This window comes from Streptomyces sp. NPDC099050 (assembly GCF_044759865.1).
Classification (GTDB): Bacteria; Actinomycetota; Actinomycetes; order Streptomycetales; family Streptomycetaceae; genus Streptomyces.
The window spans coordinates 268,293-290,628 of record NZ_JBIWAE010000007.1 but is presented as its reverse complement, the minus strand read 5'-3'; the positions used below and the strand labels follow the sequence as shown (position 1 = coordinate 290,628).

General features: G+C 71.7%; 22 protein-coding genes. 15 read left to right on the top strand and 7 right to left on the bottom strand.

Annotation, left to right across the window (positions count from 1 at the left end):
- Positions 1–21: 21 nt before the first annotated feature.
- Positions 22–507 (bottom strand): MarR family winged helix-turn-helix transcriptional regulator, encoded by a 486-nt coding sequence (locus tag ACIQV3_RS15115; protein WP_403712826.1) that lies wholly within the window; start codon positions 505–507, stop codon positions 22–24.
- A gap of 114 nt (positions 508–621) precedes the next feature.
- Entirely contained in the window at positions 622–1,419 is a 798-nt protein-coding gene (locus ACIQV3_RS15110) for an AIM24 family protein (protein ID WP_403712892.1), read from the bottom strand.
- Between the two features lie 158 nt (positions 1,420–1,577).
- Between ACIQV3_RS15110 and ACIQV3_RS15105 the strand changes: the two genes are divergently transcribed.
- Positions 1,578–2,822: an RNA-guided endonuclease InsQ/TnpB family protein gene (locus tag ACIQV3_RS15105; RefSeq protein ID WP_403712825.1), complete on the top strand. Its 1,245-nt coding sequence runs from the start codon at positions 1,578–1,580 to the stop codon at positions 2,820–2,822.
- 12 nt (positions 2,823–2,834) lie between these two features.
- Here the strand turns inward: ACIQV3_RS15105 and ACIQV3_RS15100 are convergent, their stop codons facing one another.
- Positions 2,835–3,485, bottom strand: coding sequence for an AIM24 family protein (locus tag ACIQV3_RS15100; protein WP_403712824.1), 651 nt, complete (start codon positions 3,483–3,485; stop codon positions 2,835–2,837).
- Positions 3,485–4,123, bottom strand: coding sequence for an AIM24 family protein (locus ACIQV3_RS15095; protein WP_403712823.1), 639 nt, complete (start codon positions 4,121–4,123; stop codon positions 3,485–3,487). The genes ACIQV3_RS15100 and ACIQV3_RS15095 overlap by 1 nt, the downstream gene beginning before the upstream one ends.
- 171 nt (positions 4,124–4,294) lie before the next feature.
- Between ACIQV3_RS15095 and ACIQV3_RS15090 the strand changes: the two genes are divergently transcribed.
- The 5 genes from ACIQV3_RS15090 (at position 4,295) to ACIQV3_RS15070 (ending at position 9,604) form a co-directional block, all read left to right on the top strand.
- Entirely contained in the window at positions 4,295–4,639 is a 345-nt protein-coding gene (locus ACIQV3_RS15090) for a DUF3817 domain-containing protein (RefSeq protein ID WP_403712822.1), read from the top strand.
- Positions 4,636–4,932 (top strand): MTH1187 family thiamine-binding protein, encoded by a 297-nt coding sequence (locus ACIQV3_RS15085; protein ID WP_383952579.1) that lies wholly within the window; start codon positions 4,636–4,638, stop codon positions 4,930–4,932. The genes ACIQV3_RS15090 and ACIQV3_RS15085 overlap by 4 nt, the downstream gene beginning before the upstream one ends.
- A gap of 76 nt (positions 4,933–5,008) precedes the next feature.
- Entirely contained in the window at positions 5,009–5,635 is a 627-nt protein-coding gene (locus ACIQV3_RS15080) for a C39 family peptidase (RefSeq protein WP_403712821.1), read from the top strand.
- A 171-nt stretch (positions 5,636–5,806) separates the two neighbouring features.
- Complete coding sequence (locus ACIQV3_RS15075) at positions 5,807–7,570, top strand: glycosyltransferase family 2 protein (RefSeq protein ID WP_403712820.1); 1,764 nt, start codon at positions 5,807–5,809, stop codon at positions 7,568–7,570.
- 3 nt (positions 7,571–7,573) lie between these two features.
- Complete coding sequence (locus ACIQV3_RS15070) at positions 7,574–9,604, top strand: galactose oxidase-like domain-containing protein (protein ID WP_403712819.1); 2,031 nt, start codon at positions 7,574–7,576, stop codon at positions 9,602–9,604.
- Between the two features lie 48 nt (positions 9,605–9,652).
- Here the strand turns inward: ACIQV3_RS15070 and ACIQV3_RS15065 are convergent, their stop codons facing one another.
- Complete coding sequence (locus tag ACIQV3_RS15065) at positions 9,653–10,681, bottom strand: glycoside hydrolase family 6 protein (protein WP_403712818.1); 1,029 nt, start codon at positions 10,679–10,681, stop codon at positions 9,653–9,655.
- 426 nt (positions 10,682–11,107) lie between these two features.
- Positions 11,108–12,097 carry a DUF5937 family protein gene (locus tag ACIQV3_RS15060; RefSeq protein WP_403712817.1) on the bottom strand — a complete coding sequence of 330 codons (990 nt, stop codon included), beginning with the start codon at positions 12,095–12,097 and terminating at the stop codon, positions 11,108–11,110.
- Positions 12,098–12,273: 176 nt separating this feature from the next.
- Between ACIQV3_RS15060 and ACIQV3_RS15055 the strand changes: the two genes are divergently transcribed.
- The 5 genes from ACIQV3_RS15055 (at position 12,274) to ACIQV3_RS15035 (ending at position 17,184) form a co-directional block, all read left to right on the top strand.
- On the top strand, positions 12,274–13,704 hold the full coding sequence (locus tag ACIQV3_RS15055) for an MFS transporter (protein ID WP_403712816.1): 1,431 nt from the start codon (positions 12,274–12,276) through the stop codon (positions 13,702–13,704).
- Between the two features lie 21 nt (positions 13,705–13,725).
- Positions 13,726–14,235, top strand: coding sequence for a MarR family winged helix-turn-helix transcriptional regulator (locus ACIQV3_RS15050; protein WP_214955039.1), 510 nt, complete (start codon positions 13,726–13,728; stop codon positions 14,233–14,235).
- 190 nt (positions 14,236–14,425) lie between these two features.
- Positions 14,426–14,755: a DUF3817 domain-containing protein gene (locus tag ACIQV3_RS15045; protein WP_403712815.1), complete on the top strand. Its 330-nt coding sequence runs from the start codon at positions 14,426–14,428 to the stop codon at positions 14,753–14,755.
- Between the two features lie 121 nt (positions 14,756–14,876).
- Positions 14,877–16,577 (top strand): methylmalonyl-CoA mutase, encoded by a 1,701-nt coding sequence (locus ACIQV3_RS15040; protein WP_403712814.1) that lies wholly within the window; start codon positions 14,877–14,879, stop codon positions 16,575–16,577.
- A 55-nt stretch (positions 16,578–16,632) separates the two neighbouring features.
- Complete coding sequence (locus ACIQV3_RS15035) at positions 16,633–17,184, top strand: hypothetical protein (protein WP_403712813.1); 552 nt, start codon at positions 16,633–16,635, stop codon at positions 17,182–17,184.
- On the opposite strand, the gene ACIQV3_RS15030 is transcribed toward ACIQV3_RS15035, so the two are convergent.
- Positions 17,126–17,788, bottom strand: coding sequence for a TetR/AcrR family transcriptional regulator (locus tag ACIQV3_RS15030; protein ID WP_403712812.1), 663 nt, complete (start codon positions 17,786–17,788; stop codon positions 17,126–17,128). The two genes, ACIQV3_RS15035 and ACIQV3_RS15030, sit on opposite strands and share 59 nt — an antisense overlap.
- Before the next feature lie 251 nt (positions 17,789–18,039).
- Between ACIQV3_RS15030 and ACIQV3_RS15025 the strand changes: the two genes are divergently transcribed.
- From ACIQV3_RS15025 to ACIQV3_RS15010, 4 genes are all read left to right on the top strand, one after another.
- Positions 18,040–19,047, top strand: a complete 1,008-nt coding sequence (locus tag ACIQV3_RS15025; RefSeq protein ID WP_403712811.1) for a tetratricopeptide repeat protein — start codon at positions 18,040–18,042, stop codon at positions 19,045–19,047.
- 590 nt (positions 19,048–19,637) lie between these two features.
- A complete protein-coding gene (locus ACIQV3_RS15020; RefSeq protein WP_403712809.1) occupies positions 19,638–20,279 on the top strand; it encodes a DUF6230 family protein in 642 nt (213 codons plus the stop codon).
- A gap of 111 nt (positions 20,280–20,390) precedes the next feature.
- The gene (locus ACIQV3_RS15015) at positions 20,391–20,993 is read left to right on the top strand and encodes a DUF6114 domain-containing protein (protein WP_403712808.1); all 603 of its coding nucleotides are present in this window, start codon (positions 20,391–20,393) and stop codon (positions 20,991–20,993) included.
- Positions 20,983–22,269 carry a hypothetical protein gene (locus ACIQV3_RS15010; protein ID WP_403712807.1) on the top strand — a complete coding sequence of 429 codons (1,287 nt, stop codon included), beginning with the start codon at positions 20,983–20,985 and terminating at the stop codon, positions 22,267–22,269. Before ACIQV3_RS15015 ends, ACIQV3_RS15010 begins: the two co-directional genes overlap by 11 nt.
- The last annotated feature ends 67 nt before the right edge of the window (positions 22,270–22,336 follow it).

Here is a 22,336-nt window from a genome sequence, read left to right as displayed (position 1 = left end):
CGAGGTCCGCCGCTCGGGGGCTCAGGCCTTGCCGCGGCCCGCGCGCAGGTGCTCGGCTACGGGGTTCAGCGCGGCGCGCAGCGCGGCGAGGGCCTCCGGGGGGAGCAGGTCGATGAAGTGCCGGCGGACGGACGCCACGTGGTGCGGGGCGACCTTGCGCATCGTCTCCATGCCCTCGGGCGTGAGTACGGCGTAGAGGCCGCGGCGGTCGGACTCGCAGTTCACGCGGCGGACCAGGTTCGCCGCTTCCATGCGGGTGATCTGGTGGGAGAGCCGGCTCTTGGACTGCAGCGTCGACGTCGCGAGATCGCTCATCCGCATCCGGTGTTCCTCGGATTCGGAGAGGTTCACGAGGATCTCGTAGTCGTTGTTGGTGAGCCCGAACGGCTGGAGGTCCTTTTCCAGCTGGTGCGACAGCAGTCTGCTGACGTCCAGGTGGGTGCGCCAGGCGCACTGCTCGGCGTCGGTCAGCCAGCGGGTGGCCGTCTCGGTCTCGGTGGTCTCCATGAAAGAACTCTACCTAAGAAGTTGAATTACGTACAAAAATACGGCGAGGTGAGAGGTTTCCTACAGTCACAGCGTCACAGCGTCTCGGCGTCACAGCGGCACTGCCGCACTGCGTCACAGCCCGAAGCGCCTCTGGAGATCACCCAGCTGCCCCGGCATCCGCGGTGCGCCGCTCTGACCCACCGGACCCTGTCCGGGCACGCCCTGCGCGTGGCCCGTGGCCGCTCCGGGACCCACCGCCCCGATCGCCTGCTCCGGCATCAGCATCTCCGATGACTGGAGCAGTACCGTACCCGCGCCCACGAACTCGAACTGGTGCTCCTCGCCGGAGGAACCCCCGATGCCCGTCAGCGAGCGCAGGCCGCCGATCACGCCCGACATGTACCCGTGGTCGTAGTGGTGGCAAGGGGAGGGGCAGTCGGCCCATCCCACCAGCGCCTGCGGGTCCACGCGCAGCGGCGGCTCCATGAACACCACCGGACCGCTGGAGGCGGCCACGAACTTCCCGGTCCCGATCAGGGTGAGGAAGCCCGGGACGATCGACTGCTTCAGCGCAAGCGAGGGCTGGTAGGCGAGCAGATTGCCCGACCGGATGGTCAGGTTGCCGTTGTCCAGGTCGTACGAGTTCACGTCGAAGGCCCGGTCGGCCAGCAGCATCTTGCCCTGGCCCTCGGCCACCACCCAGTCGCTCGCGTGCAGCGGCGAATGGAAGCTGGTGCGCAGCAGCCGGTCGAACCGGCCGTGGCCGATGCCGTTGAACTCGATGCGCCCGTAGTAGGCGATCATCTTGCCCTTCTGCAGGAACCACTGGCTCCCTTTGAGCTCCACGCAGAAGGTGTAGGCGTTGACGTTGTCGTCGGACGGCAGGGTGTACGGGTCGAAGACGGTCGGGCCGCCGGGTCCGCCGGTCACGGGACCAAAGTTCACCGGATCTCTCCCAGGATGCCCCGGGCTTCAGCCCGGGGAGGAATGGGCCCTTGGGGCGGAGCCGCGTAGCGGCGGAGTTCGTTGCACATCTGCTCTGACCTGCACTCTCTTTCGTTGTCAGTGGGGGCGGTTAGGTTGGGGGCATGCCGACTGCAGCGATGGAGGATGGGGATTCCGGGCATGCCCGGTACACCTTCCGGCTTCGCGTGTCGTCTACCGCGCTTGCCCGTCTTGAGGCGGAGTGGGCGCGGTGCCGGTGGGTGTGGAACGAGTGCGTGGCGATGTCCCGAAAGGTCCACGCCCACAACAAGACGGCCGGCGAGAAGGTGACGTGTGGTCCGGCGCAGCTCGACAGGCTGCTGACCGGGGCACGATGCTCGATGGCGTGGCTGCGTGAGGGCAGCAGCGTTGCGCAGCAGCAGATCATCCGCGGCTTCGCCACGTCCCGGGCGAAGGCGCTCAAGGACGTCAAGGCCGGGCTGCCGATGCGGCAGCGCGCCGGGTTGCCGAAGTACAAGAAGAAGCACGTGACGGACCCGACGCTCAACTACACGCAGCGTGGTTTTCGGTTGAAGGACGGGCGTCTCTGCCTCGCCGGTGGCGTCGCGGTGACTGTGGTGTGGTCGCGGGACCTGCCCGGGCCGCCGTCGTCGGTGCGTGTGTACCGCGACGGCCTCGGGCACTGGTACGCAAGCTTCGTCGTTGCCACGACCACTGAGCCACTGCCCACCACCGGCTCGGTGATCGGTATCGACTGGGGGGTGAGGGAGATCGCGACCACCACGTCCGACGACCACGACCTGCCCCACGCCGAACATGGCCAGAAAGCAGCCGGCCGCCTCGCGCGCTACCAGCGCATGATGGCCCGCCGCCGCGCACCCAGGGGCAAGGCCCAGTCGAAGGGCTACCGTCAGGTGCGGCGGCAGGCCGCGATGGTGCACAAGAAGATCGCCCGGCAGCGTCAGGACACCGCCCGCAAGTGGGCGAAGAAGGTGGTCCACGACCATGATGCGCTCGCCGTCGAGGACTTCAAGGCGAAGTTTCTCGCCCAGTCCACCATGGCCCGCACAGCGGCGGACGCCGCGATCGGCGGCATGAAGACGGCCGTGATCGAGATGGGCCGCAAGCACGGCCGTGCCGTGCACCTTGTCCACCCCGCGCACACCACCATGGACTGCGCGCAGTGCGGAGCGAGAACCAAGCACGCACTACCCCTCTCGGAACGAACCTACTCGTGCACCGCGTGCGGAGCCGTGTCCCCCAGGGACAAGAACTCCGCACACGTGATGCTCGTCCGGGCCGGTCTCAACCCGGCTGGTGCCGATCGTGTAAGAGCTGACGGACCGCAGGTCCACAGCCGACGTGAGCCAGGAATCCCCTCCCCTTAGGGAGGAGAGGATTCAAAGCTTCTCCTCGGAGGCCTGTACGTACACCGCGCCCTGACCGGACAGCTCCAGCTGGAACGCCTCGCCCGAGCCGCGTCCGACCATGTCCCGCCAGCCCAGCGCCGTGGACAGCTTGTTGCGGACCTCGCCGTGGTGGGCGACGTAGGCCTGCGGGTCCACGTGGATCGGGCGGTTCGGGGTGATCGGCAGCTCGATGACCCCGCCGTGGGCCATCACGGCCACGGAGCCGTGGCCCTTGAGGGTGGTGGTGAACAGGCCCTGGCCGGTGACCTGTCCGCGCACCATGCCCATGACCCCGCCCTGCGCGCCCATGAACATCGTGCCCTGCTGGAGGGTGCCGTCGAAGGCGAGCAGCCGGTCGGCCTCCACGTAGAGGGTCTCGCCGGTGAGGCTGATGACCTGGATGTGGTGGCCGCCGTGGCCGAACATCACGGTGCCGCTGCCCTCGACCTCCATCAGCGGGGTCTGCTCGTTCGCCACGCGGCGCCCGATCATGCCCATCACGCCGCCCTGGCCGCCGGTCAGGCTCGGGGTGAAGGAGACCTCGCCGCGGTACGCGAGCATCGCGCCGCGCTGGCTGTACATCTTCTGCCCCGGTACGACCTGGGCCTCGACCATCTTCGAGTTGATCTCGCGGAACGGCATCAGACGTCGCCCCCGATGGTGTTGCGCTCGCTGGGCTGCACGTACACCAGGCCCTCGCCCTCGAAGCGGATCTGGAACGCCTCGCCCGAGCCCTCGCCGATCAGCGTGCGGAAGGTCACGCCGGACTGGAAGGATTGCTGGAGGTTCCCGGTGTGCGCGATGTACGCGCCCGGGTCGACGGAGAGCGGGTACTGGGAGCTGACGCGCAGCACCACCGCCGGGCCGTCGGAGGTGATCGCCGCCTGTCCGTTGCCCTCGACGGTGGTGGTGAACAGGCCGTTGCCCGTGCTCGCGCCCCGCAGGCCGGTGAAGGTGGTGCCGGTGCGCAGGCCCGCATCGGTGCACAGCAGGTTGCTGGACTCGACGTACAGCTTCTCGCCGCGCAGATTGACCAGATTGATCTCACTCGCCCGGTCGGCGAAGAAGCAGGTGCCGTGACCCTGCACTTCCATCACGGTCATCTGCTCGCCGGTGAGCCGCCGGGTCACCATTCCGCGGAGGCCTTCGCCGCCGCCGGACATCTTCTTGAAGGCCATCTGGCCGTCGTACGCGACCATGGCGCCGTTCTTCGCTTTCACGGCGTCCCCGGTCAGGTCGACGGCGAGCACCTTGCTGCCTTGGAGTCGGAACTGAGCCACGGGAAGACGTTATCCGCAGCGAGCGGCACCGAACAGGGCCCGTTGGCCGATATGTGTCACGGTTCGGCACGGTCCGCCCCGGTCCGCGGGGACCACGGGCCCCGCGCCAAGATCGCCCGGGGCGGCTGAGACACTGGGACCGACCCCCGGCATCCACCCCGAAGGTTCCACGTGGACATCAAGACCGCTTCCGCCCTGCACAGGCTGCGCCTCATCTCCGTACCGGAGGCGCTCTCGTTCCCGGCGCTGCTGCTCTTCGGCTCGGTGCTGAGCCGGATCTCGGACATCGACTACCTGATGATGCCGCTCGGCGTCATCCACGGGATCCTGTTCGTCATCTACGGCGTCTTCCTGCTGGACGTCTGGTTCAAGGCGAAGTGGCCCCTGAAGAAGGTCGCGCTGTTCTTCCTGCTGTCGCTGGTCCCCTTCGGCGGGCTCTACGGCGACCGCCTGCTCAAGCGCGACGAGACGGCCGGCGTGCTCGCCGCCCGTGCCCGCGAGGCGGCCCGCGCATGATGATCGCGTTCTCGGTGACCCCGCTGGGCGTCGGCGAAGAGGTCGGCGAGTACGTGGCGGACGCCGTCCGCGTCGTCCGCGCTTCGGGCCTGCCGAACCACACCGACGCCATGTTCACCACCATCGAAGGTGAGTGGGACGAGGTGATGGACGTGGTCAAGCGCGCGGTGGCCGCCGTGGAGGCGCGTGCCCCGCGGGTCTCCTTCATCCTCAAGGCCGACATCCGCCCCGGCGTCACGGACGGCATGACGTCCAAGATGGAAACGGTGGAACGCCACCTCGCCGGGGGCTGAGCCACCCGCGAGTCCGCCCCCGGTCCTCCGGGGCCGCCCGGGGCGGGGGGCCTCCCGTAGAGCAGACTTCGCAGGCATGACCGCCTCCATGATCAAGCACGCCGTCCCGTACTACTCCCAGTGGGAGTCCGCCGCGCTGGTGCCCGAGTTCGTCGCGGGCGCCGACGCGGCCCGGGACCCGCTGTGGGCCGGGTCCGGGGCCGACTCCCCCGAGGAGTACGCCTTCTGGGCGCCCCGCATGTGCGGAGTGGCCTGTCTGCGGATGGTGCTGGGCCGGCTGGGGCTCCCCGTACCGCCCTCGGTGGAGCTCGTGAAGGAACTCTGCGGGGCCGGGGCTTACGTGCGGGACGGGGACGCCGTGCAGGGGCTGATCTATCAGCCGTTCGCCGAGTACGTGAACGCCCGCTGGGGCCTGGACGCCCGCTCGGAGCCCCGGCTGGATCACGGGAGCATCCGGGACGCGCTCGCCGGGGGCGGGGTGGCGATGCTGTCGGTGCATTGGTCGATCCGTTCCCCGGCCGCCGCGCCGGGGCCCAGGGGCGGCCACCTGGTGCTCGCCGTCGGGGCCACCGAGGACGCCGTCCTGGTGCACAATCCCTCCGGCTTCCCCGACGGTTCGCAAGCGTACGCGCCCGTCCCCTGGGCCGACCTGGACCTCTTCTACGCCGGCCGCGGCATCCTGCTCGGCGGCCGGGCCGGCTGAGGGGCGCGGCCGGGGCGCCGGCGCCCGCGCTTCCCGCCGCGGTGACCCGTTCGGCCCAGTCCGCCAGGGCACGGAACGGAACCGCCCGGTCGGGTGCATCCCGTTCGACAGCCTGAGGTATCTCCCCTTTCGTTGGGATACGTACCCCGGTTTCGAGCGCTGGAGGAAACCGTGCGGCAGGAAGCCTTCGACTACGAGACCCACAGCAGGCTGGCCGGCCCTCGCGAGGAGCCGGATCCCGCCGTCGCCTACCGCGTGAGGTACCGCTCCCTGCTCGCGCGCGAGGACCTCCGGACCCGAATACGGGCCGTCGCGCTCATGACCCTCGCCCCCGTCGCCGCCACCGGGCTGCTGCTCTACCTGCTCTGGCCCACGCACCGGACCGTCCGGGAGGGCGGCGAGGGCTGGCTCGTGCGGCTCGACACCGTGATGCTCGGCTCCGTCGCCCTGATCATGCTCTTCATGGTGGTCAACGTGGTCTCCATCGCCCACGCCACGATGGTCGCCCGGGACCCCGTCCCGGTCCCCGCCGAGCCCGGCACCCGCGTCGCCTTCCTCACCACCTACGTCCCCGGCAAGGAACCGCTCTCCATGGCGGCCGCCACCCTGCGCGGGGCCGTGGCCGTCCGCCACGACGGACCGCTCGACGTCTGGCTCCTCGACGAGGGCGACGACCCCGGGGCCAGGGAACTGTGCGCGGCGCTCGGCGTGCGCCACTTCACCCGCAAGGGCGTCCCCGAGTGGAACACGGCCAAGGGGGCGCACCGGGCGAAGACCAAGCACGGCAACTACAACTCCTGGCTGGCCCGGCACGGCGGGGACTACGACTACTTCGCCTCCGTGGACACCGACCACGTGCCGCTCCCGCAGTACCTGGAGCGGATGCTCGGCTTCTTCCGCGACCCCGACATCGCCTTCGTCGTCGGCCCGCAGGTCTACGGCAACTACACCGCCTCGGTCACCAAGGCCGCCGAGTCCCAGCAGTACCTCTTCCACGCGCTGATCCAGCGCGCGGGCAACCGCTACGGCGCCCCCATGTTCGTCGGCACCAACAACGCCGTCCGGATCAGCGCGCTGCGCCAGATCGGCGGGCTCTACGACTCCCTCACCGAGGACATGGCCACCGGCTTCGAGCTGCACCGCAGCCGCAACCCCGCGACCGGCCGGTTCTGGCGCTCCGTCTACACCCCCGACGTGCTCGCCGTGGGGGAGGGGCCGAGCACCTGGACCGACTTCTTCACGCAGCAGCTGCGCTGGTCGAGAGGGACGTACGAGACCCTCCTGCGGCAGTACTGGCGCGGCTGCTTCCGGATGCCCCCGGGCCGCTGGCTCAACTACACCCTGATGCTCGTCTACTACCCGATGACCGCCGTCAACTGGCTCCTCGGCGTCCTCAGCTGCGTGCTGTTCCTGTGGTTCGGCGCCTCCGGCACCCAGGTCTCCTCCGAGGTCTGGCTGATGCTCTACACCGACGCCGCCGCCCTCCAGATCGGCCTGTACCTGTGGAACCGCCGCCACAACGTCTCGCCCCACGAGCCGGAGGGCTCCGGCGGGCTCGCCGGCATGGCGATGTCGGCCGTCTGCGCGCCGGTCTACCTGATGTCGCTCGGCTCGGCGGTGCTGCGCACCCGGGGCGGTTTCATCGTCACCCCCAAGGGCGGCACCGCCAGCCCCGACCGGCCCGCGACCTTCCGCGTCCACCTCTTCTGGGCCGCCGTCCTCCTCGTCTCCCTCGCGGCCTCCGTGCGCTACGAGCACACCCACGCGGCCATGCGGATCTGGGCGGTGCTCGCCCTGGCCGTCACCCTCGCCCCGCCGGCCGTATGGGCCGTGACGGAGCTGCGCGCCCGGACGGCCCGGGCCGCGCCCGGCGCGGGCCCCGAACCGGGCGAGGAGCCGGAGCAGGCGTTCGCGACCACCGCGGGAGGGAACTGAGCCATGGACTACCGGCCTTCGAAGCAGTTCAAGAAGACGGCCCTGGGTGCCTCGGCCGCCGCCCTGCTGCTCGCGCTCAACGCGCCCGCCGCGCTCTCCTTCGCCGGGGACCGCTACCACTCGTACAAGATCGGCCAGGCCGGCTACCGCGCGCAGTACGGCTCGTGGGGGCTGACCGCCCTCCCCGAGGAGTACCGGATCAACGCCATGCACGCGGCGCTGCTGCGCACCGGCAAGGTGCTGCTGATCGCCGGCTCCGGCAACGACCAGCGCAACTTCGACAAGGGCAGCTTCTCCACCGTCCTGTGGGACCCCGAGGACGACAGCTTCAAGAGGATCCCGACCCCGGAGGACTTCTTCTGCTCGGGCCACAGCCAACTGCCCGACGGACAGCTGCTGGTGGCCGGCGGAACCGCGCGCTACGAGGTGCTCGGCGGGAAGGTCACCCGGGCCGGCGGCGGCATGCGGGTCAAGAACGAGAGCCCCGACAAGGCGGTCACTCTGCCGAAGGGCACCGTCTTCCGCTCCCCCTCCGGCGTCGAGTACGTGTCGAAGTTCGCCGTCACCGTCCCCAGGGCCACCCGGCGCTTCGAGATCGCCTACGGGAGCGGCGGGCGGATGATGCCGTGGAAGACCGAGGTGGTCGCGGCGGAGGCGCGCGTCTTCGTGGAGGCGGTCCGGGAGGGCGCCGCGGGACTGACGACCCAGGCCGCCCAGTACGCGGTCGCCGGGCTCACCGGCAAGGACGCGGCCGACGTCTACGGGCTCGCGGAGCGGCTCAGCGCCGGCAAGCAGGACTTCCAGGGCATCAAGTCCGCCTACGAGTTCGACCCGGTGGCGGAGAAGTACGTACCGGTCGACCCGATGAGGGACGCCCGCTGGTACCCGACCCTGGTGGGCCTCCAGGACGGCCGGGTCCTCGCCGTGTCCGGGCTCAACGACGTGGGCGACGTGGTCCCCGGCGACAACGAGTACTACGACCCGAAGACGAAGAAGTGGTCCGAGGGCCCCTTCCGCTACTTCCCCACCTACCCCGCGCTCTTCCTCACCCAGGGCGGCAAACTGCTCTACACCGGCTCCAACGCGGGCTACGGGCCCAAGGACAAGGGGCGCGAGCCGGGCGTGTGGGACCTGGCGACGAACCAGTACCGCAAGGTCGGCGGACTGGCCGACCCCGACCAGCTGGAGACCTCCTCGTCCGTCCTGCTCCCCCCGGCCCAGGACCAGAAGGTGATGGTGCTCGGCGGCGGCGGAGTCGGCGAATCCCGGCTGTCCACGGCCCGGACCGCGGTCGTGGACCTCAAGGCGGAGGTGCCGGTCTTCCGGTCGACGGCCCGGCTGCCGCAGGGGGTGCGCTACCTCAGCAGCGTGCTGCTGCCCGACGACTCCCTCTTCACCACGGGCGGCTCCGCCGACTACCGGGGCCGGGGCGCCAGCGACATCCGCAAGGCCCAGTTCTACTACCCGCGCACGGACACCTTCGTGGCCGCAGCGTCCCCGAAGGTCGGGCGCAACTACCACTCCGAGGCGCTGCTGCTGCCCGACGGCCGGGTGGCGACCTTCGGCTCCGACCCGCTCTTCGCGGACAAGGACAACACCAGGCTGGGCCGGTTCGAACACCGGCTGGAGGTCTACAGCCCGCCGTACCTGTACCGGGACCCGGCGCTGCGGCCGGTCCTGGGGGAGGGGCCCGAGGAGGTCGGTCCCGGCGGCCGCGCCACCTTCCGGGCACCGAAGGCGGAACGGATCCAGCGGGCCCGGCTGATGCGGCCGAGCGCGGTCACGCACACCACCGACGTGGAGCAGCGCTCGATCGAGCTCGGGCTGGAGAAGACGGCGGACACGGTGACGGTGGCCGTGCCGGCCGACCCGACGCTGGTGCCGCCCGGCTGGTACATGCTGTTCGTGACGGACGCGACCGGGACCCCGTCGGTGGCGAAGTGGATCCGGGTGCGGCCGGCTCCGGAGCCGCCGGCGCCGAAGCCGCCGGAGACGCCGCCGCCACCGGCGTCGCTGGACGGGTGGCTGAGCTAGACCGTCCCTCCCGGATCTCTGCCGATCGGGCCGGGGCCGGCGCCGGCCTCAGTCGGTGGCGCGGCGGGCCAGGCCCAGGGCGTAGTCCGGCCACCACGTCCCGGCCGGGGGGCCGCCGCGGCAGGTGCCGTCCGATTCGCCGGGGCGCTTGACCCAGAGGTACGCGTCCACGAGCGGATCACCCGTACCGTCGGTCGGGGGCGTGCCCAGCGCCCGGCCGGGCGGGTTGCACCAGGCCTGATCGCGGTCGCCCCGGAGCGGGCCGTCGCCGTTGCGGCTGGTGTCGATGACGAAGTGCTTGCCCTTGGTGGCCTTGGAGAGGGCCGCGCCGTACTCCCGGCCGGCCGCGCTGGGCTGGAAGTTGGAGACGTTGAGGGCGAAGCCGTCGGCGCGGTCGAGTCCGGCCTTGTAGAGGGGATCGACCAGCTTCCTCGGGTCCGGGATCCAGGCCGGGTTGCCGGCGTCCAGGTAGACCTTGGTGTTCTTGTTGCGCTTGAGCCGGTCGACGGCCTCGGAGAGCAGCCGCAGCCGCTCGTCGCGGTGGCCGCCCCGGGTGCAGCCGTCCACGAGGTGCGGGATCGCGTCCGGCTCCAGGACCACCAGGGCCTTGGTGTCGGCGATGTTGTCGGCGAAGGCGCCGATCCAGCTCCGGTACGCGGCGGCGTCCCGGGCGCCGCCCGCCGAGTGCTGCCCGCAGTCCCGGTACGGGATGTTGTACGCGACGAGGACCAGGGTGCGGCCCGCTGCGCGGGCGCTCGCCCCGGCCCTGCGGATCTCCGGGCCGGGGTCGCCGGCCGGGCCCCACAGGGCCATCGGCCGGTCGGCGATGCGGCGCAGCACTTGGGCGTCGCTGTTGCGGCCCTGCGCCTCCCAGGCGGCGACCTGGCGGGCGGCGTCGCTCCGCGGGTCCACCCAGAACGGGGAGCCGTCGACGAGGCCTACCCCTGCCGGGCGGTGGGGCGGGGCGGATTCCGGCTGGGCGGTGGGGGTGGCGGAGCATCCCGCTGTGACCGCTGTCGCGGCCAGGGCCAGGGCTGCTGCGAGGAGGGTGGCGGGGCGGCTGCGGGGGGCTGGCATCCGGCTTCCTCGGGGCGAAGGGGCGAAGGGGCGGCGGCGGGCGGTGCGCGGTGGGCGCGGCCGGGGACTCGGCTGAGGGCCGGGCCATCGTGGCATGCGGGCAGGTGGGGAGGGGTGCGACAGCGCCGCGTGCGTACGGGTGCAGCTGCGGGGAGCCGGGGGGCTTGGTCCCCTACCCGCCCTTCCACCGTTCCCCGGCGCTGCCCGGACCCCGCCAGGCCCCGGGCCCCGCCAGGCCCCGGGCTGCGCCCGAGCCCCGGGGCTCCGCCCCGGACCCCGCGCCTCAAGCGCCGGCGGGGCTGGGTTTGCCTCCGGCGCCGGACCCCCGCGCCTCAAACGCCGGCGGGCTGGATTTGCCTCCGCCCCGGACCCCGCGCCTCAAGTGCCGGCGGGGCTGGGTTTGCCTCCGGCGCCGGCCTCCGCGCCTCAAGCGCCGGCGGAGCCGCCCGTCAGGGCGATCGCCAAGGGGGTGCGTTCGTACAGGATTTGGTGGCCGTGGCGGGAGGGGAGGAGGAGGCCGGCCTGGTGGAGGGTCTTCAGGTGTGCGGAGACCGTGGAGGGGGCCAGGGACAGGCGGTGGGCCAGGGCGGTGGTCGAGGCCGGCTCGGTGAGGGCGCACAGGACGTCCGCGCGGGCGCGGCCCAGGAGCCGGGCCAGGGCCTGGGGGGCCGGGCCCGCGGGGGCCGTCCACAGGGCGCCGATGCCGCGGGCCGGGTACACCAGGGTCGGCTGCCACGGCGGGTCGTAGCCGCCCACCACCTCCGGCCAGACGAAGGCGCTCGGCATGAGGAGCAGCCCCTGGCCGTCGAGGGAGCGGTCGTGGTGGCCCGGGCGGGCGATGGTGAGGGTGTTCCCCGACCAGCGCAGATCCGGGTGGAGCCCGTCGAAGAGGGCCTCCAGCCCGCCCGCGGCCAGCCGCCGGGAGTGGAACAGGACGTCCGCCTCCAGCAGGGCGCGCAGCCGGGGCCAGTGCGGGGCGACCAGCGCCCGCCAGGCCTGCTCGTAGAGGTCGGCCAGCTCCTGGACCGCCCGCTGCGGATCGGCGAGCATCCGCTGCCCGGCCGCGCTCTCCAGGGCGCCCGGGGTGCAGACCAGGGAGCGCCGCAGGTCCTCCCGGGCCGCCTGCGGATCGGCGGCCCGGACCCGCGCGAGTTCCTCCTCGAAGGTGACCGACGGGCCCGTCGGCGGCGGGCTGAGAAAGTCCGGATTGTGCCCCGTGCGCGGCATCAGCAGCCACAGCGGCCGCAGGTCCAGCCCGGCGGCCGCCGTCCGGATCCCGCGGAGCCAGGGCAGGTGGTAGGCGTGGCGGCGCTGGTCCAGGAGGACCCGTACCGCCTCCTGGGTCTCCCAGCGGGGCGAGATCGAGAACCGGCAGCGCAGCAGGTCGGCGGGGCCGAAGCGGAAGTGGAAGGGCACGGGTCCCTCCGGGGGCGGGACGGGCGGGTGGGTGAGCGGAGGGGCTGCGTGCCGGCGGGGTGAGGCGGCGGGGTGTGGCGGCCGGCGGGCTGCCGGGCCGCCGGGCCGGAGGCGGGTGATTCGGGTGGGGGCGAATCTCTGGTGCACCCAGCCTAGGCGCCGCCAGGGTGCACCGTATGACCACAGCAGACCCGTCGGCGTCCCCCGCGACCACCGGTCCGGGTCCGGGTCCGGGTTCAGGTCCGGGCCCTGGCTCCGGTCCCGGACCCGGTTCAGGTCCCGGACCCGGTTCAGGTCCCGGACCCGGTTCAGGTCCCGGACCCGGTTCAGGTCCCGGACCCGGTTCAGGACCCGGTCCCGGACCCACCCCCGGCCAGGGCTCCGCGCAGCCCCCCGCCGGATACCGGGCCGTGTTCCGGGTCGGGGAGTTCCGGCCGGTCTTCGCGGCGCACCTGCTGTCCGTGCTCGGCGTCGTCATCGCCGAGATCTCCCTCACCGTCCTCGTCTACCGGGCCACCGGCTCCCCCCTGATGAGCGCGCTCACCTTCGCCCTCGGCTTCCTGCCCTACGCCCTCGGCGGCACGCTCCTCGCGCCGCTCGCCGACCGGCTCCCCGCCCGCCGGGTGCTCGTCGGCTGCGACCTCGTCTGCGCGGCCTGCGCGGCGGCCATGGCCGCGCCCGGCACCCCGGTCGCGCTGCTCCTCGTACTGCGCTGCGCGATGGCCTTCGTCGCGCCGCTGTTCCAGGGCACCCGCAGCGCCTCCCTCGCCGACGTCCTCGGCGCCGGAGACGCGTACGTACTGGGCCGCTCGCTGCTGCGCATGGTGGCCCAGAGCGCGCAGCTCATCGGCTTCGGGCTCGGCGGGCTGCTGCTCACCGTGCTGGCCCCGCGCGGGGCCATCCTCCTCACCGCCGCCGGTTTCCTCGGCTCCGCGGCCCTGCTGCGCCTGGGCACCCGGGCCCGCCCGGCCCGGTCCGCGGGCGCCGGTGCGCGGGTCTCCCCGATCGCGGGACTGCGCGCCGTCCTGGGCCACCGCCGGCTGCGGGCCCTCACCCTGCTGTCCTGGCTGCCGCCGCTCTTCGTGGTCGTGCCCGAGGCCCTGCTGACCCCGTACGCCACCGGCCTCGGCATCTCCACCGCCGGGCTGGGGCTGCTGATGTGCGCGATGCCCGCCGGCGCCATCGCCGGGGAGGTGTGGGCGGGTTCGGCGCTCACCGCCCGAACGCGTTCGCGGATCACGGCCCCGCTCGCGGCGCTCTCGCTGCTGCCCCTGCTCGCCTACGCCGTCCGGCCCGGCCTCCCGCTCCTGCTGGGCACGCTCGTCCTGGCCGGACTGGCCCACGCGTACACGCTGGGGCTCGACCAGTGGTACGTCGAGGCCGTGCCCGAGGAGCTGCGCGGCCGGGCGATGACCCTGCTCAGCACCGGTCTGATGACCCTTCAGGGCGTCGGCATGGCGCTCGCCGGGGTCGCGGCGGAGTTCCTGCCCGTGCACGTGGTCGTCGCCTCGGCCGCGGTACTGGGGACCGGGGTCGTCCTGCTGCTGCTCGCCGAGGTGCGCCGGACGGACGGGCCGAGGCGTGAGACGGATCCCGCCGCCAAATGACCGCCCGGTAGGGTCTGGTGCGTGCCCAAGCCGCTCAGCCTTCCCTTCGACCCCATCGCCCGCGCCGACGAACTCTGGCAGCAACGCTGGGGTCCCGTGCCCTCGATGGCCGCGATCACCTCGATCATGAGGGCGCACCAGATCCTGCTCGGCGAGGTCGACGCGGTCGTCAAGCCGTACGGCCTGACCTTCGCGCGCTACGAGGCGCTCGTGCTGCTGACCTTCTCCAAAGCCGGGGAACTGCCGATGTCGAAGATCGGCGAGCGGCTGATGGTGCACCCGACGTCGGTGACGAACACCGTGGACCGGCTGGTGAAGTCCGGCCTCGTCGCCCGCCGCCCGAACCCGAACGACGGGCGCGGCACGCTCGCGTCGATCACGGACAAGGGCCGCGAGGTGGTCGAGGCGGCCACGAAGGCGCTGATGGAGGTCGACTTCGGGCTGGGCGCCTACGACGCCGAGGAGTGCGGGGAGATCTTCGCGCTCCTGCGCCCGCTCCGGGTGGCCGCGGCCGACTTCGAGGAGAACTAGACCGCCCACCCCGCACGCCCCTGACGCGGGCGGCGCCCGGTGACCTGATCGAGATCCGCGCCCGGAGTCCGGCGCCGTCGGCGCGCCCTGGTCCCGGCCCCTGCTGCGGCACCCGGAGCCGGACGTTCCGCCGACCGCCCGACCCGGCCCGCGTCAAGATCGTGCGAACCGGACGGCTAGGCTCGACGGCATGAAACGAAGCGTGCTGACCCGCTACCGCGTCATGGCCTACGTGACCGCGGTCATGCTCCTGATCCTCTGTGCCTGCATGGTGGCGAAGTACGGCTTCGACACCGGCGCCGACCTGACCTTCGCGGTCTCGCAGACGCACGGTGTGCTGTTCATGATCTACCTGGTGTTCGCCTTCGATCTGGGCTCCAAGGCCAAGTGGCCGTTCGGCAAGCTCCTGTGGGTCCTGGTCTCCGGCACCATCCCGCTCGCCGCGTTCTTCGTCGAGCGCAGGATCCGCGCCGAGGTCGAGCCCCTCGTCGTCGGCGATCCGGCCACCGCCCGCGCCTGACCTCAGGGCCCCCGGCGATCCGCCCGGGGTGATCCACCTGGAGTGATCCACCCACCCCCGGGGCGACTCCCCGGGGGTTGCCCATCGACATTTACTAGGACGTCCTAGTAAATTCAGAGGCATGGACGCTGACGCCATTGAGGAAGGCCGCCGTCGCTGGCAGGCCCGGTACGACAAGGCCCGCAAGCGCGAGGCCGATTTCACCACGCTCTCCGGCGACCCCGTCGATCCCGTCTACGGACCCCGGCCCGGCGACTCGTACGAGGGCTTCGAGCGCATCGGCTGGCCCGGGGAGTACCCGTACACCCGTGGCCTGCACGCCACCGGATACCGGGGGCGGACCTGGACCATCCGGCAGTTCGCCGGCTTCGGCAACGCCGAGCAGACCAACGAGCGCTACAAGATGATCCTGGCCGCCGGCGGCGGCGGGCTCTCCGTCGCCTTCGACATGCCCACCCTGATGGGGCGCGACTCCGACGACCCCCGCGCGCTCGGCGAGGTCGGCCACTGCGGGGTGGCCATCGACTCCGCCGCCGACATGGAGATCCTCTTCAAGGACATCCCGCTCGGCGACGTGACCACCTCCATGACGATCAGCGGGCCCGCCGTTCCCGCCTTCTGCATGTACCTGGTGGCCGCCGAGCGGCAGGGCGTCGACCCGGCCGTCCTGAACGGGACGCTCCAGACCGACATCTTCAAGGAGTACATCGCCCAGAAGGAGTGGCTCTTCGAACCCGAGCCGCACCTGCGCCTCATCGGCGACCTCATGGAGTACTGCGCGAACGGCATCCCCGCCTACAAGCCGCTCTCCGTTTCCGGCTACCACATCCGCGAGGCCGGGGCCACGGCCGCGCAGGAGCTCGCCTACACCCTCGCCGACGGGTTCGGGTACGTGGAGCTGGGCCTCTCGCGCGGGCTGGACGTGGACCACTTCGCGTCCGGGCTCTCCTTCTTCTTCGACGCGCACCTCGACTTCTTCGAGGAGATCGCCAAGTTCCGCGCCGCCCGCCGCATCTGGGCCCGCTGGATGAAGGAGGTGTACGGGGCGAAGTCCGAGAAGACGATGTGGCTGCGCTTCCACACCCAGACGGCCGGGGTCTCCCTCACCGCCCAGCAGCCCTACAACAACGTCGTGCGCACCGCCGTGGAGGCCCTCGCGGCCGTCCTCGGCGGTACGAACTCCCTCCACACCAACGCCCTCGACGAGACGCTCGCGCTGCCGAGCGAGCAGGCCGCCGAGATCGCCCTGCGCACGCAGCAGGTGCTGATGGAGGAGACGGGCGTGGCCAACGTGGCCGACCCGCTGGGCGGCTCCTGGTTCGTCGAGCAGCTCACCGACCGCATCGAGGCCGACGCCGAGAAGATCTTCGAGCAGATCAAGGAGCGCGGGCTGCGCGCCCACCCGAACGGGCAGCACCCGATCGGGCCGATCACCTCGGGCATCCTGCGGGGCATCGAGGACGGCTGGTTCACCGGGGAGATCGCCGAGTCGGCCTTCCAGTACCAGCGTTCGGTCGAGAAGGGCGACAAGCGCGTCGTGGGCGTCAACGTCCACCACGGCTCGGTCACCGGGGACCTGGAGATCCTGCGGGTCAGCCACGAGGTGGAGAAGGTGCAGGTCCGCGAGCTCGCGGAGCGCAAGGCCGGCCGGGACGACGCCAAGGTGACGGCGGCGCTGGACGCCATGCTGGCCGCCGCCCGCGACGGGTCGAACATGATCCCGGCGATGCTCGACGCGGTGCGCGCCGAGGCCACGATGGGCGAGATCTGCAACCTGCTGCGGGACGAGTGGGGCACGTACACGGAGCCTCCAGGCTTCTGACGGCCCGTCGGCCCGTCGCCCGTGACGCGGAGGGACACGCCCTAAGGTGGCGGCCATGACCGGCCGCCACCTTCCCGTCCCCGTGCCCGGGGTGACCGCCCGCGTGCTCATGCAGACCAACTGCGGGCCGTACGCGTACATCGCCGCCGATTTCGAGCCGCCCGGCCCGGGCGGGCTGACGGAGGTCCTGAACGCCGTGCCGGCCGAGCGCCGGCTGCCCGAGGTGTACGCCGCCTGCGTGCGGGCGGGCATCGTCCGCGGCCTCGACGGGGTGGCGGCCTCGGTGCTGCTCACCGACGCCCACTTCCACGACGTGGACTCCTCGGAGTACGGCTACCGGCTCGCCGGGCTCGAAGCCGGGCGGGCCGCCCTGGTGGCCTGCGGGCTGCTGCCGCCGGAGGAGGCCGACAGCCTGCGCTGGGCCGACTGGCCGGGACGGCCGAGGCCCTGGCCGGGCCACAACCCGCGCTCGGAGGCGCTGATCGCCTCGGCGCCGGCCTGGTGCGAGGACTTCACGCCCCTGTCGGACGGCGGCCGGCCGGCGGTGGTCACACCGCCGGAGCGGGGCCGGAAGGGTCGACGGCGGAGCCCCGGAGGCCGTACATGAGCAGCGCCGTGAAGGTGGCCACCCACAGCTCGTCCACCGGCTCGGAGCTCACCAGCGCCCGGTGCACCACCGTGCCCGCGATCACGTCGAAGATCAGGTCCGTGGTGTGGGAGGTGAGGGACTCGTCCTCCTCGTAGGGGAGTTCGCCCCGGGCCTGCGCGCGTTCGCGCCCCAGTACGACGAGACGTTTCTGCCGGTCCACGATCGCCGACCGGATCCGGTCCCTCAGGGCCTCGTCCCGGGTGGACTCGGCGACGACCGCCATCAGCGCGGTACGGGCCTCCGGGCGCCGCAGCAGCGCCGCGAACTGGAGCACCACGTACTCGATGTCGCCCTCGAGCGAGCCCCGGTCGGGGAGTTCGAGGGAGTCGAAGAGCTCCGCGACGGCGTCCACGACCAGTTCGTTCTTGCCCGACCAGCGCCGGTAGAGGGTGGTCTTCGCGACCCCGGCCCGCGCCGAGACGTCCCCCATCGTCAGCTTCGACCAGCCCAGCTCCACCAGCGCGTCCCGGGTCGCGGCGAGGATCGCGGCGTCCGCCGTGGCGCTGCGCGGGCGTCCCGTGCGGCCGGGCGGGCAGGAGGTGTCCGAGCTGGGGTTGCGCATGGCCGAGACCATACCCGCCGGTAGCAGAACGGATCGGCCCCCCGGGCGTGTGGTTCAGATCACGGCCCGCGGACGGGCGCGGCGAGTTACGCTACGACTCGTAGCGTAAGAGCGACAACCACGCGAAGAGCTACCGGCGCCAGGTGGGGACCCGGCGCCACAGCAGTAGGGAACGGCACGGCACGTACCGCGATCGGTTCGTTTCGGCCGATCTTTTTCGTCGGCGCGCGCACTCGGGGGAGGATGTACGCATGCAGCCCAGAAACATGTCCATGAGCGGCGTCGTCGACCTCGCCGCGGTGAAGGCGGCCGGTGAGGCCAAGGCCAAGGCCGAACAGGCCCGCGCCGAGGCGGCCCGGAAGGCCGCTCAGGGCGGTGCGCCCGCGCCCGCCGGGGCCGTCCCGCCGTCCGCGCTCGTCTTCGACACCGACGAGACCCGCTTCGAGAGCCACGTCGTCCCGCTCTCGGGCGAGGTTCCGGTCATCCTCGACTTCCGCGCCGAGGGCTTCGAGCAGGGCCGGGAGCTGAGCCTGCTGCTGGAGCGGCTCACCATCGAGGCGAACGGCCGCCTCGCGCTGGCCGCGCTCGACGTCGCGGCCAACCAGAACCTGATCCGCGAGTTCCGCATCCAGGCCCTCCCGGCCGTCTTCGCCGTGGTCGCGGGCCAGGCGATGCCGCTGTTCCAGGACTTCGTGTCCGAGGGCGAGGTCCGCGGGGTCCTGGCCCAGCTGGTCCAGATCGCCGAGGAGCGCTTCGGGGTCATCGGCGTAGAGGTGGACCCCGGCGCCGAGGGCGCCGCCGCCCCGGGGGCGGGCGCGGAGGAGGCCGAGGACCCGGCCGGTCCGTACGACGCGCTGCTCGACGAGGCGATCGAGGCGCTGGACGCCGACGACCTGGACGGGGCGGTGCGCGCCTACAAGAACGTACTGGCGGCCGATCCGTCCAACAGTGACGCCAAGCTGGGCCTCGCCCAGGCCGAGCTGTTCGTCCGGGTCAAGGACATGAACCCGCAGGCGGTGCGTGCCGCGGCGGCCGAGAACCCGAAGGACCCGGCGGCGCAGATCGCCGCGGCCGACCTGGATCTGGCCGGCGGTCACGTCGCGGACGCCTTCGGGCGGCTGGTCGACACCGTGAAGGTGACGTTCGGTGAGGACCGGGACGCGGTGCGCGTGCGGCTGCTGGAGATGTTCGAAGTGGTCGGTTCGGACGACCCGCTCGTGACCTCGGCCCGTACCGCGCTCGCCAGGGTGCTGTTCTAGACCGGCACAGGACCGACACAGCACCGGCACACGCCGGTGATTTGTTGACACGGAGATAAACAGCGGCCGCGCTTTGCCAAAACTTGGTAATCGCGGCCGCTGTTACTCGCAGTAAATCGAACCCCGTGAACTATCCGGTGCGTTCACTTTTCCCCCCTTCTGTCGTGGCCCTTGGTGACACCCTGTGTTGCGGCCCGACAGGGGCAGGACTCCCTCAGGTTATCTGGCCGTTACCCGCCAGTAACGAACCCCCTTGTGCCCCGCTCGTGAATGGACCACGATCGGCGACGCCCGGTCCTTCCCGCAGAGCCGCTCACCCGGAGCGCGGTGGAGGGTCCCCACCGGGCCGGCCTGTGGCAGTGGCATCGGCCGTGGGACAGGGGGGTCTCCGTCACACGGTGGAGCCTGTCCCCCCAGGTTGCGCGAACGCGTGGCCAAGTGGTTGTCGCTCGGGGGTGAACGCCGGTGTACGGACGCGGTATTGCCGCGGCTCGGCCGCTCGCGCTCCTTCCCGAGGACGTAGCACTTCTCCCATCCCAGGACGGGCACCGCCCGGACCGGAGATGTACGTCCGAGAAGGAGGAACGAACATGATTTCCCAGATTCGTGGCGGGACCAGATGGAAGCGCTTCGCGCTCGTCATGGTGCCGAGCATCGCCGCCACCGCGGCGGTCGGTGTGGGCCTGGCGCAGGGTGCCCTCGCGGCGTCCTTCAGCGTCTCGGGCCAGGACTTCAAGGTCAGTGCCGACTCGCTCGTCGGTACCGACATGATCCAGTACGGCAGCGTGGCCCAGGGCGCGACCCTGGATTCGGACAAGAAGTCCTACCACCCGGTGATCATCTCTGGCTTCAAGGAAGCCAAGATCACCAACATGTGCCAGTCGCTGGTGACGAAGACCCCGCTCGGCAACATCACCATGCAGCTGAGGACGGGTCACAAGGGCTCGCCCGCCGTCGCGAAGAACATCTATCTCGACGTCGCCGAGCTCGACGCGGACGCCGTCCTGGGCGACCTCGACATCGGTGTCGCGGCTGGTGACGGCTCGCACGCCACCAAGCCGAAGGAGGGCACGCTGGCGGACGGCGCCCTGTTCTCGCAGCGTGCCAAGACGGCCACGCTGACGAAGGTGCGCCAGAAGGCGTGGGCGACGACGGCGGGTACCTTCACGCTGCCCGACCTCAACCTGCGTCTGTACGGCGGCGACAAGCCGTGCTACCCGGACGAGAAGTAGTCCGTCCGGATTCCTGACCGGGCGGGCCGGGGGCGACGGTCACCGTCGCCGCCGGCCCGTCCGGGCTCCACATCGTTCTCCGTACCACCCGTTTTCAGGGAGCTGTTGTCCATGAACCCCCAGGCCCCGGTTTACGTGCGCGCCGAAGACGACGCCTGGCTCACGGTGGCGTACTACCACTTCCACGCCTGGAGCGGTGGCCGCCCCTTCTGGGCCGGTCTGGTCACCCTCCTCGGTGGACTTCCGATCGGCTACATCCCGTACGCGGACGTCCGCCTCGGCAACGTCACCTTCGCGATGGCGACGACGGCCGGCGCCGGCTCACTGATCATCGGCGTCCTGCTGGTCACCCTGGGCCTTGCGCTCTGGTTCCAGCAGGGCATCCGGATCTTCGCCGGAGTGGCCGCGATCCTGCTGGCGCTGGTGTCCCTGCCGGTGTCGAACCTCGGTGGCTTCGGCGTCGGGTTCATCCTCGCGCTGGTCGGCGGCGGCCTCGCGCTGGCCTGGGTGCCAGGCGGGCCGGCCGAGACCGTGCAGGCACAGGCCGTGCAGGCACAGGCCGTGGACCTCGGCAAGGACGCGGGGGGTTCGCTGCCGCAGGAGACGCAGCAGACGGTCCCCCAGGTTTTCCCGGGACAGCACGGGACGGAAACGACGGCATACGCGAGCGAGACGACTGCCCACGCCGATGGCGGGAGGAACAGTGCGGGGTGACGAAACGCAACGGGGCGAGGCTCCGGGTGCGGAGTCCCGTGAAAGGAAGGGCCCGCGCCACGCGGCGCCCAGGAAGTCGCTGCTGACCAAGATCCAGATACCCGTCGGCAAGACGATGGCGCTGGCCGCCATGCCGACCGCGGTGTTCGTGGGCATGAGCATGGCGCCGAAGCTGGCCGTGGCCGACGACAAGGAGATCCCCTTCGCGCCCGGACCGTGCGTGACGCGGTCCGACGAGCCCGCGGAATCGGCCTCCCCGTCGGCGAAGACGCCTTCCAAGACTCCTTCGAAGACTCCACGGACGACGCCCGCACCGGGCAAGTCGCCCACCGCGGTGCCTTCGCCGGGCGCCAGCCCCTCGGCCACCAAGCCGGTGGCGAGAACCGCGGAGAAGCCCGCCGAGAAGCCGGGCCTCATGCCGGTGGCGGGCTCCGCGGCCCAGCCGGCGAACCCGCTGGACCCGCTCGGCGTCGGCGACGCCGTCAAGGGGCTGGTCGACGCGCTCGGCAGGCCGCTCACGGGCACCCCGGCCGCGCCGGCCCCGTCCGCGACCGAGACCGCCGCGCCCAAGACGGCCGCACCCGCGCCGGACCCGGCCGCGGACGCGATCCGCGACGCCGCCAAGCAGGCCGGCGTCACCGTCTCGGAGCTCTCCGAGGAGGTCAAGGGCACCAAGGCCACCCCGAAGGACGAGACGGGCAGGACGGCCAAGCCGAAGCCGAAGCCGGAGCCGGAAACGGCGACGGAGGGCCCGAAGGACAAGGGCAAGGGCAAGAACGGGAAGGAACCCTTCCCCTGCCCGACCTACGACGCCGAGGCCCTGGCCGCGGCCGAACTGGAGCAGGGCATCCCGCTGCTCCCGGACGAGCCCTGGTACCTGGACAGCTCGCTGCTGACCCTCTACGGCCTCGACTACGAGGGCATCGTCGAGGTGAAGACGGCGAGCGGCAAGATCAAGACCGTCCTGAAGTTCACCGCGAACTCCCTGGACATCAAGGACCTCTACCAGACGGTCGGCACCGGCAAGAACGTCGCCCACCTGAAGTCCCGTCCCGGGTCCACCTCGAAGATCCGCGGGGCCAAGGTGACCATGTACACCGAGAGCCTCAAGGGCAACCTCTTCGGTCTGATCCCGATCGAGTTCACCCCGAAGAGCCCGCCGCCCCTGAACGTCCCCTTCGCGTTCTTCACGAACGTGAAGGTCGTCCAGGCCGGCCAGTTCGGCGGCACCCTGACCGTCCCGGGCCTCAAGAACTACATCGGCCCGGCGGAGTAGACCCGGCGGAGCAGACCCCGCGGAGTAGACCCGGCGGAGCAGACCCGCAAGTGGAGCAGACCCGTAC